The sequence below is a fragment of the Amycolatopsis sp. NPDC003865 genome (assembly GCF_053605345.1).
This window is the reverse complement of sequence record NZ_JBSGJA010000012.1, coordinates 267,756-281,264: the sequence shown is the minus strand read 5'-3', so window position 1 is coordinate 281,264 and position 13,509 is coordinate 267,756. Positions and strand designations below refer to the sequence as shown.

General features: G+C 72.6%; 13 protein-coding genes. 4 read left to right on the top strand and 9 right to left on the bottom strand.

The genetic code is table 11. From position 1 onward, the window contains the following. Positions 1-54 precede the first annotated feature (54 nt). The 7 genes from ACWEVP_RS28095 to ACWEVP_RS28065 all read right to left on the bottom strand — a co-directional run bounded on the left by ACWEVP_RS28095 (position 55) and on the right by ACWEVP_RS28065 (position 9,437). Entirely contained in the window at positions 55-2,448 is a 2,394-nt protein-coding gene (locus ACWEVP_RS28095; RefSeq protein WP_452065555.1) for a DUF7617 domain-containing protein, read from the bottom strand. A gap of 290 nt (positions 2,449-2,738) precedes the next feature. Then, positions 2,739-3,437 (bottom strand): GntR family transcriptional regulator, encoded by a 699-nt coding sequence (locus tag ACWEVP_RS28090; protein WP_452065554.1) that lies wholly within the window; start codon positions 3,435-3,437, stop codon positions 2,739-2,741. Positions 3,438-3,532: 95 nt separating this feature from the next. Continuing rightward, complete coding sequence (locus ACWEVP_RS28085; protein WP_452065553.1) at positions 3,533-5,056, bottom strand: beta-N-acetylhexosaminidase; 1,524 nt, start codon at positions 5,054-5,056, stop codon at positions 3,533-3,535. Further along, positions 5,056-5,874, bottom strand: coding sequence for a carbohydrate ABC transporter permease (locus tag ACWEVP_RS28080; protein WP_452065552.1), 819 nt, complete (start codon positions 5,872-5,874; stop codon positions 5,056-5,058). The genes ACWEVP_RS28085 and ACWEVP_RS28080 overlap by 1 nt, the downstream gene beginning before the upstream one ends. Beyond that, on the bottom strand, positions 5,871-6,812 hold the full coding sequence (locus tag ACWEVP_RS28075; RefSeq protein WP_452065551.1) for a carbohydrate ABC transporter permease: 942 nt from the start codon (positions 6,810-6,812) through the stop codon (positions 5,871-5,873). Before ACWEVP_RS28075 ends, ACWEVP_RS28080 begins: the two co-directional genes overlap by 4 nt. 70 nt (positions 6,813-6,882) lie before the next feature. Further along, a complete protein-coding gene (locus ACWEVP_RS28070) occupies positions 6,883-8,163 on the bottom strand; it encodes an extracellular solute-binding protein (protein ID WP_452065550.1) in 1,281 nt (426 codons plus the stop codon). Positions 8,164-8,261: 98 nt separating this feature from the next. Next, positions 8,262-9,437, bottom strand: a complete 1,176-nt coding sequence (locus tag ACWEVP_RS28065; RefSeq protein WP_452065549.1) for a carbohydrate-binding protein — start codon at positions 9,435-9,437, stop codon at positions 8,262-8,264. Between the two features lie 278 nt (positions 9,438-9,715). Between ACWEVP_RS28065 and ACWEVP_RS28060 the strand changes: the two genes are divergently transcribed. The 4 genes from ACWEVP_RS28060 (at position 9,716) to ACWEVP_RS28045 (ending at position 12,368) form a co-directional block, all read left to right on the top strand. Further along, positions 9,716-9,865: a hypothetical protein gene (locus ACWEVP_RS28060; RefSeq protein ID WP_452065548.1), complete on the top strand. Its 150-nt coding sequence runs from the start codon at positions 9,716-9,718 to the stop codon at positions 9,863-9,865. An 85-nt stretch (positions 9,866-9,950) separates the two neighbouring features. Continuing rightward, the gene (locus tag ACWEVP_RS28055) at positions 9,951-10,322 is read left to right on the top strand and encodes a YciI family protein (protein ID WP_452065547.1); all 372 of its coding nucleotides are present in this window, start codon (positions 9,951-9,953) and stop codon (positions 10,320-10,322) included. Further along, positions 10,315-11,544 (top strand): RNA polymerase sigma factor, encoded by a 1,230-nt coding sequence (locus tag ACWEVP_RS28050; protein WP_452065546.1) that lies wholly within the window; start codon positions 10,315-10,317, stop codon positions 11,542-11,544. Before ACWEVP_RS28055 ends, ACWEVP_RS28050 begins: the two co-directional genes overlap by 8 nt. Then, positions 11,544-12,368, top strand: a complete 825-nt coding sequence (locus tag ACWEVP_RS28045; protein WP_452065545.1) for a hypothetical protein — start codon at positions 11,544-11,546, stop codon at positions 12,366-12,368. The genes ACWEVP_RS28050 and ACWEVP_RS28045 overlap by 1 nt, the downstream gene beginning before the upstream one ends. Here ACWEVP_RS28045 and ACWEVP_RS28040 read toward each other — a convergent pair. Next, complete coding sequence (locus ACWEVP_RS28040) at positions 12,365-12,739, bottom strand: VOC family protein (RefSeq protein ID WP_452065544.1); 375 nt, start codon at positions 12,737-12,739, stop codon at positions 12,365-12,367. The two genes, ACWEVP_RS28045 and ACWEVP_RS28040, sit on opposite strands and share 4 nt — an antisense overlap. Further along, entirely contained in the window at positions 12,736-13,455 is a 720-nt protein-coding gene (locus ACWEVP_RS28035; protein WP_452065543.1) for an arsenate reductase/protein-tyrosine-phosphatase family protein, read from the bottom strand. The genes ACWEVP_RS28040 and ACWEVP_RS28035 overlap by 4 nt, the downstream gene beginning before the upstream one ends. Positions 13,456-13,509 lie beyond the last annotated feature (54 nt).

Below are 13,509 nucleotides of genomic sequence, written 5' to 3'. Positions count from 1 at the left end.
TGGTGGGGACGGCCCGCGAGGGGACTTCCCCCGCGGGCCGTCACCTCAGGCCTCCTACAGGATGCACAACAGCGAACACGCGGTCGCCGACGACCACCCCGTGTGCGACGGCGGTGTCCCCGGCGGGACGTTCACCGGCACATAACCCACCTTCGCCTGGTTCGTGATCGGGAACAGGCTCAGCAACGCGTACGTCGAGCAGTACACCTGCTTCGACTGACCCGCCGCCAACGTGAAGTCCGCCGTCTGGCAGGACGGTTCCACGCTGTCCACCACGTGCGCGGACGTGATCCCGACCGGGCCGAGGTTCGTCACCGTGATCCGCCAGTACGCCGTCGCGTTCAGCAGGCCCAGGAGCCCGACCCCCGCCTGCTTCGCCCACGGTCCCGCGCCGCCCGGGCCGCACTTCGAAGCCGACGACGACGCGCAGATCTCCTTCTCCACCTTGACCTTCGGCGTGCACGACGCGCCCGGTGCCACCGGGAGCGTCACCGTGTTCGACGTGAACGATTCCGTCGAATCCGTGCCCGACGCCGTGTTCGCCACCGAGGACACCGCGCAGTCCGCCGAGATCGTGGTGCGGAAGCACAGCTGCGGCGCGTCGCCCGCGTAGTCCACCACCAGCCGGCCGGCGAACCCGGCCGCGGAGTGCAGGACCAGCGTCGTCGTCACCGTGATCGACGGGTGCGCCGCCACGGAGACCCCGGTCAGGTCGACCGAGCCGTCCGGCGCGAAGCCCGGCGTCGGCACCGTCGCGCCGCCGGAGTCGACGACCGTCACCCGCGACGCCGCGAAGTCGACGTTCGCCGGGTCGACGCCCGTCAGCCGCGCGGCCGTGTAGCCCTGGACGTGCGAGCCGCCGCCGTCGCAGTAGAAGTCACCCGGCTTCAGCGTCACCTGCCCGCCCGAACGGACGCACGGCGTGGCCCCGGTCGCCGGATCCATCGAGAACAGCACGCCCGCGTCGCCCAGCCCGATCAGGCAGCCGGACGGCGGGTCGTACGAATACCCGTAGTCCCGCGTGGCCCCGCCGTTCACCGTGGGGTGCGGGATCGGTCCCGGCAGACCCGCGCACGCCGCGCCCGTCGTCCAGTCGTGGCACAGCGCCGCACCCGCGTAGCCGCCGTTCCAGATCGGCAGGTAGCTGCGCACGTGGCCGCCGGGATCGGTGACGACCTCCGGCGGGAACGCGTACACGCCGGCCGGCAGCGCGGCCGGGCCCGCCGGGGCCGCGAGGGCGGACCCGTCCAGCGCGTAGCACGTCGTCACGTCGGGGCTGCCGGTCGTCGTCGCGCACGCGCCCACCGGGGCGCCGCCCGGGTCGAACGCCGTGTAGTCGTTGTAGTTGTAGTTGCCCGCGGGGCCGGTCGGGCGCGACGACGCCCAGTTCGCGCACGCCGTCGCGGTCGCGGGGTCGAAGCAGCCCAGCGACGGCTGCTGCCCGGTGCCCGGGTTCGACGTCGACGCGAACACCTTGCCCGCCGCGACCGTCACCCCGCCGTAGACGTACGGCTGGTTGGCCGCCGGCACGATCGGCGCGTACGGCTGGCCGCCGCAGGCACTCTGCGTGGCCATCGTCCAGCACACCACGGCACCGGAACTGACGATGCCGTAGAGGTTGCCGCCGGCCGCCACGAAGCCGCCGACGCTGTTCACCGCCGGGGAGCCGCCGGTGGGCGACAGCGCCCAGTAGCCGCAGTTGGCCGCGGCGGCCAGGTCGAGGCAGCCGACGCCGACCGAGGACGCGGTGACGGCGGGGTAGTAGACCTTCGCCGGCGCGGCGGGGTCCCGCACGTACTGCTCGACCATCGTGCTGGCGATGTCCCCGGCCCCCAGGGTGCCGAGCGGGCCGGGTGCGGTGTTGAGCACCTTCGGCCACGGGCCGCCCGGGCAGCGCTGCCCGGTGGCGAGGTCGGTGCAGACCACCTTCGGCGAAGTGGCCCCCAGGTGGTGGTAGATGTTCCAGGCCTGCAGCGTGCCGCCCGGCGTGCGGTACAGGATCGGGCTGAAGCCGTCGCCGCCGGTCGCCGTCGTGACCGCCTGCACGGGCGGGGTGAGGGCGCCGGACAGCGAGGTCGCGTCGGGCCCGGCGTCGGGGTCGCTCGCCCGCACCGCGGTGACGCCGGACGCGGGTTCGGTGCCGGTGAAGGTGGTGCCGTCGGTGGACCACGACGGCGTCCAGCCGGGCGGGGCGTGCAGCGAGCCGGACTGGAACGCCTGGCCCGCGCCGATCGCGTCGGTGATCGTGGCGGCGCCACTGCCGGTGGCCTGGTCGTCGTAGCCGATGACCCAGTTCGCGGTGGCGCCGTGGTCGGCGGGGGAACCGGTGCCCTGCACGGACTTCGTGAGCCCCGAGACGGCGGCGGCGTCGGCGGTGACCGGCAGTGCGACGGCGGAAGCCGCGACGAGCACGAGGGGCAGCACGGCGCCCAGCACGCGTCTTCGCATGAATGGTCCTCGATTCTTTCACGGGAGTGGATTCCGGGAATCGTTTTCCCGGCCGAAGGAAAATCCTATGCCGTGCCGGGAGTGCGTTGAAGCGCTCTCACCCGGGCGCCAGAAAGGCGATGCCAACAGCGCAGTTCGTTACCGATGCGAAACAACGTACACCTGCTGTGACAAGGGGATTTCCAAGGTCTGATCACCCGGATGTCGTCGCGATGTCACTCGATCGGGTAATGGCCGGTCGCGAAAACCGGCCGGATTCGACCGCGGTGATGATCTATTTACGGATGCGCTCAGCCGGATTCGGCGTCGAACCGGAGTTTCGACGTGATCCGGTACCGGTCGCCCCGGTACACCGAGCGCGTCAGCTCGACCACCCGGCCCGTCGTGTCGCGGGTGAGCCGCTCGATGTGCAGGATCGGCGCGTACACCGCGATTTCGAGCAGCTCGGCCTGCTCCGGGTTGGTCACCGCCGGCTCGATCGTCTGCACCGCGTCCGACACGACGATCCCGAACCGCTCGCGCAGCAGCCGGTAGAAGTTGCCCGATTCCAGGTCCGCGACGGCGAGCCCGGGGACCAGGGCCGCCGGCAGCGCCAGCTGTTCGATCGCGATCGGCTCGTCGTCGACGTGGCGGACCCGCGTCACGCGCAGCACCGGCGTCCCCGGCTCGAGGTCCAGGTCGGCGGCCAGGGACCGCGGGGCCGGGGCGAGGGCGAAGGCGACCACCCGGCTCGTCCAGTGCCCCTCCGCGGGCGGGACGGCCAGGCCCGTCGCGAGTTCCTGGGTCACCTTCTGCGGGCTCGTGAACGTCCCGCGCCCGCGCTGGCGCACCAAAAGCCCGGTGCGGGTCAGCTCGTCGATCGCCGCCCGGACGGTCGGGCGGGACACGCCCAGCTCCGCGGCCAGGTCGCGCTCCGAAGCCAGCCCGGTGCCGGGGCCGGCGTTCTCGATCACCTTGAGCAGGTGCCGCCGGACGCGGTCGCGCTTCACGGTGGGCGGGCGGTCCGCCGGCTCGCCACCGTTTTCCCGGGGGCTCCGGGTGGCGGAGCCCCCGGCCTGGGGCGAAGCCCCTGAGGGCACAGCGGTCAAGGCAGCGTCTTCCCGGAGGTTCCGAGCGCGCCGGCGAACCGGACGCGCTCCTTGGGCAGGGCGTTCAGGGCGCGCAGCCGCTCGAGGTGGCCGGCCAGGCGCTCCCGGAATTCAGCATAACTGCGCGCCGGTGGCGACCACGCGCGTTCGGCGAGCGCGCAGAGCCTCGGAAACGCCAGGTGCCGCACGTGGTCCGGGGTCGGGGCGTGCTCGGTCCACAGCTGGGCCTGCGTGCCGAGCACTCCGGGTCGCGTGCCGTCGCTGATCGGGAGCCCGCCCGCCAGTGGGTCGAAGCGGTACACGTCCCGGAGTGTCGTGACGTCCGCGCGCGGCGGTTCGCCCGGCTCTTCGCTCTGCCGGTAGTCGAAGTACGTCGACGTGTGCGGTGCCATGATCACCTGGTGGCCGCGGGCCACGGCGAGGGCGCCGTGCGCGGCGTCGCGCCAGGCGGTGACGACCAGGTCCGCGGGCAGCCGGCCGGCGGCGTGGCCGGTCTCGTCCCAGCAGACGGCCTGCCGGCCGAGGCCGGTCAGGAACCGGTGCAGCTCGCGGAGGAACCACGGGTGCAGCTCGGCCGTGTCGTCCAGGTCGAGCTGGGCCGCCTTGGCCCGTGCGAGCGGGTTCGCCGCCCACTGCGTCGTCGGGCACTCGTCGCCGCCGATGTGCAGGTGCCGCGCCGGGAAGACGTCCGCGACCTGCGTGAGGACCTCGCGGCAGAAGGCGAACGCGCCGTCGTGGACGCCGAGGATGTCCGGGCTGATGCCCCACGCGGTCCACACCGGCAGCCGCACGTCCGGCCGGTTGCCCAGTTCGGGGTAGGCGGCCAGGGCCGCGCGCACGTGCCCGGGCAGGTCGATCTCCGGCACGATCCGCACGCCGCGGTCGGCCGCGAAGGCGACGAGCTGCCGCAGCTCGCGCTGGGTGTAGAAGCCGCCGTGGGGAACGCCGTCGTAGACGTCGCTGCCGGCCGCCCCGACCATCGACTCCGTGCGCCACGCGCCGACCTCGGTCAGCCGCGGCCGTCCGTCGATCTCGATCCGCCAGCCCTGGTCGTCGGTCAGGTGCAGGTGCAGGACGTTGTACTTGTGCAGGGCGAGGAGATCGACGAACTCGCGCAGGAATTCCAGCGGCATGAAGTGCCGGGCGACGTCGAGCAGCACGCCCCGCCACGGCAGCCGCGGCGCGTCGTGGACGTGCAGGCAGGGCAGCCGCGGTGGCCCGTGCAGCGGCACCAGCTGGCGGAGGGTCTGCACGCCGTTGCGCAGCCCGGCTTCGGTCGACGCGGTCAGGAGCGCTCCGGTGGGTGTGACGTCGAGTTCGTAGCCTTCGAGCCCGTGCTTGCCGTCGGGTACGAGGTCGAGGCGGATCGCGGGTCCACTGTGGATCGACGGCCGGGGGAGGTAGCCGGCGAGCAGGCGCGCCGCGGGGCCGGCGCCGCGGCCGGCCAGCACGCGCAGCCCGCCGGCCGGCGCGAAGGAGCCGGCGCGGCGGGTCAGCCGCGCGGGGTGGGGGATGATCATCAGCCCTTCACCGCGCCCGCGGTCATGCCCTCGACCAGGTGGCGCTGCACGAGCGCGAAGAAGACGACGACCGGGAGCGCGAACAGCGTGGACGCGGCGATCAGGCCGCCGTAGTCGGTGCCGGTGCTCGTGCTGAACGACACCAGCCACACCGGCAGCGTGTAGCCGGAACTGTCCTTCATGATCACGTAGGCGAAGAGGAAGTCGTTCCACGCCGTGATGAACGCGAACACGCTGGTCGCGATCAGCCCGGGCAACACCAGCGGCAGCAGGACCGAGCGCATGACCCGTCCGCGCGTCGCGCCGTCGACCATCGCCGCCTCCTCCAGTTCGACCGGGATGCCGTGCAGGAACCCGCGCAACGTCCAGATCGTGAACGGCAGCACGAGCGCCACGTACGTCAGGACCAGCCCGAACAGCGTGTCGAGCAGGTGCGCGCTCTTGAGGCCGAGGAACAGCGGGATGACCAGCGCGGGCACCGGCACCATCTGCAGCACCAGGACGCCGATCAGGAAGCCGCGGCGCCCGAAGAACCGGAAGCGCGTCAGCGCCGTCGCGGCCAGGAACGCGACCACGATGGACAGCGCGACCACCGCGACGACGACCACCACGCTGTTGACGAGGTCCGGCACGAACCCCGGCTTGGCGAGGGCGTCGGCGAAGTTGGCGAAGGTGACGTCGAAGGGCAGGAACTCCGGTGTCGGCTGGAGGATCTTGCCCGCGGGCTTGAACGCCGTGAGCACCATCCAGTAGACCGGGAAGATCCACACGAGACAGAAGACGACGGCCGCGGTGTTGCGGCCGATCCGCCGGATCACAGGTCCTCCCCGGAGCGGACGAGCCGGCGCACGTACACGGCCGTCATGCCGACCAGCAGCGCGACCGAGACGACGGCGATCGCCGCGCCCTGCCCGAAGTCGTTGCGGCTGAACGCGCGGGTGAACGTCCAGATGCCCAGGGTCGTCGTGCCGTCGTTCGGGCCGCCCTGGGTGAGGATCCAGATCTGGTTGAACACGGTGAAGTCCCAGATCACCGAGAGGATGGTGACCAGGCCGAGGATCGGCTGGAGGAACGGGACGGTGATGGTGCGGTGCACCCGCCACGCCCCGGCGCCGTCGAGGGCGGCGGCTTCGTAGTAGGACCGCGGGATCTGTGCCAGGCCCGCGTAGAGCGTGAGGGCGACGAACGGCACGGACTGCCAGACGACGAGCAGCCAGACCAGGGTGAACGCCGACGCCGGTGACGTCGTCCAGTCGTGCTGGGTGAGGTCGCCGAAACCGAGCTTCGTGAGCAGCCAGTTGACCACGCCGTAGCCGGGCTGGAAGAGCCACTGCCAGACCAAAGTGGACGCCACGTTCGGCAGTGCCCAGGCGGCGATCAGGCAGAGCGTGACCGCGGTGCGCATGCCGCGGCCGAGGCGGTGCAGGAGCAGCGCGACGCCGAACCCGACGACCAGCGTGCCGGCCACCAGGGCCGCGCAGAACCCGATGCTGCGGGCGAGGACCGGGAGCAGCTGGTCGTCGCCGAGGACCGCGGCGTAGTTGGCCAAGCCCGCGAAGGACGTCGTGCCGGTGAACAGGGACCGCAGGCTGTAGTGCTGCAGCGAAATGACGATCAGCCGGACCAGCGGGTAGCCCAGGACGAGTCCCAGCAGGACGGTCGCGGGCAGCAGCAGGCCGTAGGGCAGCAGCGCGCGACGCCGGCGCGGCGCGGCCGGTCTCGGCGGGGCTTCGGGCGGCGCTTTCTCCAGCAACACGAGGACTCCTTCGCGGAAAGGGGCGGGGTGGCCCGGTTGGGGACGGCAGTCGGCCGGGCCACCCCGCCGGTCAGCGGGCGTTCAGCGCCTCGGTCAGGTGAGCGTCGAAGTCCTTGGCGGCGTCGGCGATCGGCCGGCGCCCGGTGGCGATGTCCGCGAAGAACGTGTTGATCGACTTGTCGCTCTCGATGGTCGCCCAGCCGGGCGCGGCCGGGGTGGCGACGCTCGTCTTGGCCGCGGTGGCGAAGGCGGCGTTGAGCGGCGGCAGCGTCGGGGTGATCCGGTCGATCAGCTGGGTGGAGATGGGGGTCCAGCCGTCGATGCCGACGATCGCGTCGCGCTGGACGGCGGGGTCCGTCGCGGCCTTCAGGTAGGCGAGCGCGAGGTCGGAGTTGCGGCTCTTGGCGGCGATGGCGAGGTCGGACCCGCCGAGGAAGACCGGCTGCGTCTTGCCGGGGGTCGCGCTGGGGAACGGGAAGGTGCCCAGGCGGTCCTTCAGCTCCGGCTTGTTCTTGACGACCGTGTTGACGCTCGTGTCGAGGATCGCCCCGGCGCCGCCGGCGGAGAAGATCGCGGCCTGGTCGGGGGCCTTGGTGTCGACGTTGCGGGACGCGGGGGAGGAGTAGGCGTTCTGGAAGTCCTTCCAGGCCTGGAGTCCCTTCTGGGCTTCCGGGCTTTCCAGCGCGCCGGCCCACTTGCCGTCCTTCTGCGTGGCGATCTGCCCGCCGGCGTCCCAGACGAACTGCAGCGCGCCGAACCAGTACTTGCCGGGGAAGTGGAAGGCGGAGTAGTCGGCGGCCGGGTGCTTGGCCTTGATCTTGTCGAGGTCCTGGGTGAGCTCGGTGAACGTCTTCGGGGGTGCGGTGATCCCGGCGTCGGCCCAGACCTGCTTGTCGTAGACGACCGCGCGGTTGCCGGCGAACAGCGGGGCGCCGTAGAGGTGTCCGTCCACAGTGGCCGGTCCGGCCAGGCCGTCCAGCCAGGTCTGCCCGGCGGCGAGCTCGTCGCGGTGGGGGTTCAGGTCGGCGAGTGCGCCGTTGGCGGCGAAGAGCGGGACGTCGGTGTTGCCGATCTCGATGACGTCGGGGGTGTTGTCCTGCGCGAGGGCGGTGCTGATCTTGGTGTTGATGTTGTCCCACTCCTGGATCTGCACGGTGACCTTCGCGCCGGTGGCCTTCTCGAACGCGGCGTTGATCGCCGCGGTGGCCTTGTCGGAGAGGTCGCCGTTCATCAGCCAGACGGTCAGCTGCCCGCCGCCCTGGGCGGCGGGGGCGGGGGTGTCGGTACCGCAGGCGGCGGTGGCGGTCACGGCGGCGACGGCCAGGGCGGCGGCGAAAGTGCGTCTGCGCATGGGAGTTCCCGGGGAGTGAGGGAGGTGGGTGGGGCGCTTCGGATGGGTGGGTGGCCGCGGCCCGGGGTGGTCCCTGTGACCCGGGCCGCGGCCGGACTTCAGCAGTGGCCGAGGTCGGCCCACTGGGCGGTGAGGCCGGGTTCGGACCCCTGGGTCCACCAGTTCGCCTGCCAGAGGTGCGCGTTGTGCTTCACCCGCTGGCCGCCGAGGTACACCGTGCCCCAGTCCCATTCGGGCGCTGTCGAGCAGTCGGCGGGCTGCGAAGGCGTCGTGGGTGTGGCCGGTGTGGTCGGCGTCGTGGGAGTCGTGGTCGCCGGCGGGGTGGTCGGCGTGGTGCAGCCGTTGACGGTGTCCACATGGGACGTTCCGGCCGTGCGGTACGAACCCGCGCGGGCGACGGCGTCCGAAGGCGAAACCACCTGGTTGCCCGCGTAGTACGTCCAGTCGACCTGTTCGGTGTAGACGCTGTTTCCGCTCGTGTGCCCGGCCGTGTCGATGAACCACATGTTGTAGTTGATCGACATCGGCGTCCGCGGGTACACCGGGTCGCCCTGCGCGTCGGTGGTGTGGTCCGCGGTGAGCACGCCGTCGATGTAGTACTTCACGTGGCCGCCCGACACCTGCGTGACGATGTCGTGCCAGCCCGCGAAACTGCGGTTCTGCGCGGTGGAGGTGCGCAGGCCGTCCCACGTCGGGCTGTTCCAGTAGGTGTACCAGCTGGTCTGGTAGTTCGCCGTGGGGCCGCCCCAGCCGCCGTTGGGCAGGTATTCCGAGAAATCCAGCTCGCTGTAGAGCGGGTCGCGGTCGTACCGCAGCGGCGAGATCGTGAAGTACGTTTCGTTGACGTGGTCGCCGTCGGTGCCGCTGTCCGGCGCGTCGGTGAAGCGGACCCGGCTGGCGTACGTGCCTTCGAAGAACCGCAGCTGGTTCTGGTACATCTCCGAATGCGTCGTGCCGGCCGCGCTGCCGTCGGTGCTCGCGGCGAGCTGGGCGACGCGCTCGCCGTTCACCGTCGGGAAGGTGACGTTGCCGGTCAGCCACCGTGCGCCCGGCACGCCGGGGCTGCCCACGTCGTTGCGCGTGGTCCAGCCGGCGCCGCTGAACGCGGAGTCGGTGGGGGAGCCGTAGTGGAAGTCGTCGAACAGCACCCCGCAGTCGGCGGCCGCCGCGGCCGTCGGGCTCGCGGCGGCCCCGCCGGAGAGGATCAGGGCCGTCGCGGCCACGGTCGCGGCGCTCGTGAGGACTGCGGTGGTGGTCCGGGTTCTGCGGGACATGGGTCTCCTCCTGAGGATGGCCGTCCGCCGGAGCTCCCTAATTGGTCTAGACGAATCAGGTGGCGAGGACTCTCCTCCTGACCATTGGTAAAGTCAAGATGGCAACAGAAGTTACCTTTGGTAATTTCCGGCCCGTCGGGTTGAGGTGCGCCCCGGCCGGGTAGTAAACGTCGGTGGCGTCCGGCGGTAAACCGGAGAAGGTGGGGCTGACCGCGGTTCGAGGCGGCTTGGTCCCGACTTGGCGTAGCTATCAGGCGCTGGCGGCGACGTGGTCGGCGATGGCTGTCACGAACGAGGACACCGCGGCGCGCGCCAGTGACCCCGAGCGCGCCGAGCTGTTCCGGCTGCGTGCCGCCCGGGCTCGCGGTCACGCACGGCGGCTCCAGGACCAGGCCGACCGGATCCGGCGACGGCGCCAGGGGGGCTGATCGCCGGCGAGTGCCGCCGCACCTGTCGAGATACCGTCGTCCCGTTCGTCATCCTCTTCGACCGACGCCGGACGAAGGAGCGCGCGTGCTCTACATGCTGCTGATCTACAACTGCGAACGGCCCGAGCCGGGTGACCCCGGGTTCGAGGAGGCGCTGGCCGCCGTCAACGCCTACGCCGACGAATGCCGCCGTCGCGGGGTCTTCGTCTCCGGCCACCCGCTGCAGGGCGAGCACACGGCCACGACGGTGACCGTGCAGGAGGGCCGGACACTCATCACGGACGGACCCTTCGCCGAAACCCACGAGCACCTCGGCGGCGTGTACGTCTTCGACTGCCGCGACCTCGACGAAGCCCTGGAGCTCGCGGCGCTGTGCCCGATGGCCTCCCAGGGGTCGATCGAGGTCCGCCCGGTCGCCGGCGTGCCCGGGCTGGACCACCGCGCCGCCCGTGGCTGACCCGGCCGCCGTCGTCGAACGCGTCTACCGCGAGGACCGCGCGCGGCTGCTGGCCGCGCTGGTCCGGGTGCTCGGCGACTTCGAGCTCGCCGAAGACGCCCTGCAGGACGCGGTCGCGCGGGCACTGCGGACCTGGGAGGGGAGCGTCCCGGACGACCCCGCGGCCTGGCTGCTGACCGCGGCGCGCAACAGCGCCGTGGACCGGATCCGCCGGGCCCGCGTCGGCCGGGCCAAGCTGGCCGAGCTCGCGGCCAGGGAAAGCGGGGTGACCACGGTGCGCCTGCCCGACGACCGGCTCGCCGAGGTCGGCGACGACCGCCTGAGCCTGCTGTTCACGTGCTGCCACCCGGCCCTGGCCGAAGACGCCCGCGTGGCGCTGACGCTGCAGGCGGTCGCGGGCCTGACCGCCGCGCAGATCGCCCGGTTGTTCCTCGTCGCCGAGCCGGCGCTGGCGCAGCGGCTGGTGCGGGCGAAACGCAAGATCCGCGACGCGGGCATTTCGCTGAGCGTCCCCCCGGACCACCTGCTGCCCGACCGCCTGGCCGGCGTCCTCGCGGTCATCTACCTCGTCTTCACCCGGGGCTACGCGTCGCCGTCGGGCCGGGACGAGCCCGCCGAACTGCGGCGCGAAGCGATCCGGCTGGCGAAACTGCTGGCCGCCCTGATGCCGGACGAGCCGGAGGCGCTCGGCCTGGTCGCGCTGCTCCTGCTGCAGGACTCGCGCTCGGCCGCGCGCTACACCTCCGGCGGCGACGTCGTCCTGCTCGAGGACCAGGACCGCGGCCGGTGGGACCGCGCCGAGATCGCCGAAGGGCTCGGCGTGCTCGGGCGGGCGCTGCGCCACGGCACCGTCGGGCCGTACCAGCTGCAGGCGGCGATCGCGGCCCAGCACGCGCAGGCCCGCGTCGCCGCCGACACCGACTGGGCTCGCATCGCCGCGCTCTACGCCCGGCTCCGGGCGCTCACGCCGTCACCCGTGGTCGCGCTCAACCACGCCGTGGCCGTCGCGATGGCGGCCGGCCCCGAGCCCGGCCTGGCCGCGGTCGACGCCGTCGACGGGCTCGACCGCTACCACCTGTGGCACGCCGCCCGCGCGGACCTGCTGCGCCGCCTCGGCCGTCCCGAGGACGCCGCCGTCGCGTACCGGCGGGCCCGCGAACTCACCGAAGCCCCGGCCGACCGGCGTTTCCTCGACCGCCGCCTCCGCGAACTGGAGTCCTGATGCGACTGTCCATCCTGGACCACGGCCACCGCCGCCGGGCCCGGCTCTTCATGGCCGTCACGGGCAAGCTCTCCGGCGTCACGAGCCCCGACATCGTCAAACTGCTGCTGTACCGGCCGGGCTTCCTGACCCGGCCGCTGCTGGACCTGACGGCACCCGCGATGCGCGGCGAGTCGTACTGGACGGCCGCCGAGCGCGAACACCTCGCGATGAGCACGGCGCGGGTGCACGAGTGCCCGTTCTGCGTGGTGACGCACGCCGAACTGGTGCGCGTCGCCGGGGGCGGTGACCTCGAGCCCCGTCCGGAACTGCTTGCCGTGCAACGGTTTCTCGAGGACGTCTCGCGGGACGCCGAGCTCGGCACCGCGCCGCTGCGCACCCTGCCGGCGCACGCCGTTTCGGAAGCGCTGAACGTCAACCTGGTGTGGAACATCGTCAACCGCCTCGCGAACGCGTTCGGCTTCGAGCTGCTCGACGGGCAGCTGAAGGCGGGCACGCGGGCGCTGCACCGCGCGGGCTACCGGTTCCCGGGCTTCCTGCTCGCCGACGGCCCGGCCGACCTCCGGGAGAGCGTCTTCGACCAGCCGGCGCACACGAGCCCCGAGCTGCGCCGGGCCGCGGGCACGGGCGAGGGGCTGCCCGCGCCGTGGGCCGGCTACGCGGCGCTGGTCCGCGACGCGTCCCACCGCGTGCGTGACGACGACGTCCGCGCGTTGCTCGCCGCCGGGTGCGGCGAGGACGAGATCTTCGAGGTCACGGTGGCCGCCGCGGTGGGCGCGGCGCTGCGCAGCTTCGACGCCGGCCACGCCGCGCTGACGACCTAGTGGGCGGACTCGAACAGCTCGACGAGGTTGCCTGCGGGGTCGGCCAGCAGGATCTGCCGCCCGCCGGGCCCGGCGACGACGTCCCCGCGGAAGGTGAGGCCCGCGTCGGTCAGCCGGGCGATCTCGGCGTCGAGGTCGGGCACGACCAGGTGGATGCGGTTGCGGCCGGCGGCCGCGGCGTCGGCGGGGGTGGCGCGGGCGCCGGAGCTGGCGGGCCCGGACAGCAGCAGCCGCAGCGGCCCGCGGACGACGTCGGCGAACGCGGGCCCCGCGCTCATCCGGACGGTGAAGCCGAGGTGGGTGGTGTAGAAGTCGAGGGCCGCCGGGACGTCGTCGACGACGTACCGGACGCTGGCGTACTCCTCGGTCACGGCTGGGCCTCCTTGCCTTGTGCCACCACGAGATCCGGCAGCAGGTGCCGGACGCGGACGTCGATTTCGGCCGCCGTCCGGCGGAACGCGGCGTACCCGTCGGGCTCGGCCAGGCTCCAGTGGCGGCGGCTGGGGAACTCGGGGCAGACCTCGCGGGCCTTGTCGCACAAGGTGACGACGTGGTCGAACCGCCGTCCGGCGAGGGCGTCGAGGGCCCGCGGCCGCTGCCCGGCGAGGTCGATGCCGAAGTCGTCCCGCAGCACTCGCAGCGTGTCGGGGTGCAGCGCGGCTTTGGGCCGCGTACCGGCGCTGGCGACATCGATGCGGCCGCCGGCGCGCCGGTGCAGCAGGGCTTCGGCGATGGGGGAGCGGGCGCTGTTGCCGGTGCAGACGAAGAGCACGGCGATGGTTCCGTGCGTCACCGGAGGTGTCTCGCCGCGCAACGCGGGGTGCAATGCCGCACCGGTCTCGGCCAACGCGGTCGCGCAGCGGTCCAGGTCGAGGTGGTAGTAGCTGTCCCGGCCGTCGTAGCTGCTGCGCGTGGCGGCGACGAGCCCGCCGTCGCGGAGCAGCCGCAGGTGGTAGGAGACGAGGTTCTGCGGTTGACCGAGGCGTTCGGTCAGCTCGCGCACGCGGAGGTCGCTCCCGGCCAGCGCCGACAGCAGCGCCCACCGGAGGGGGTGGGCGGCCAGCCGGACGAACGCGGGCGGCTCCATGCGGGTAAAATACATCAAATTGGCTTGATGGACCAGGGCCGCCGCGTTCCGCCG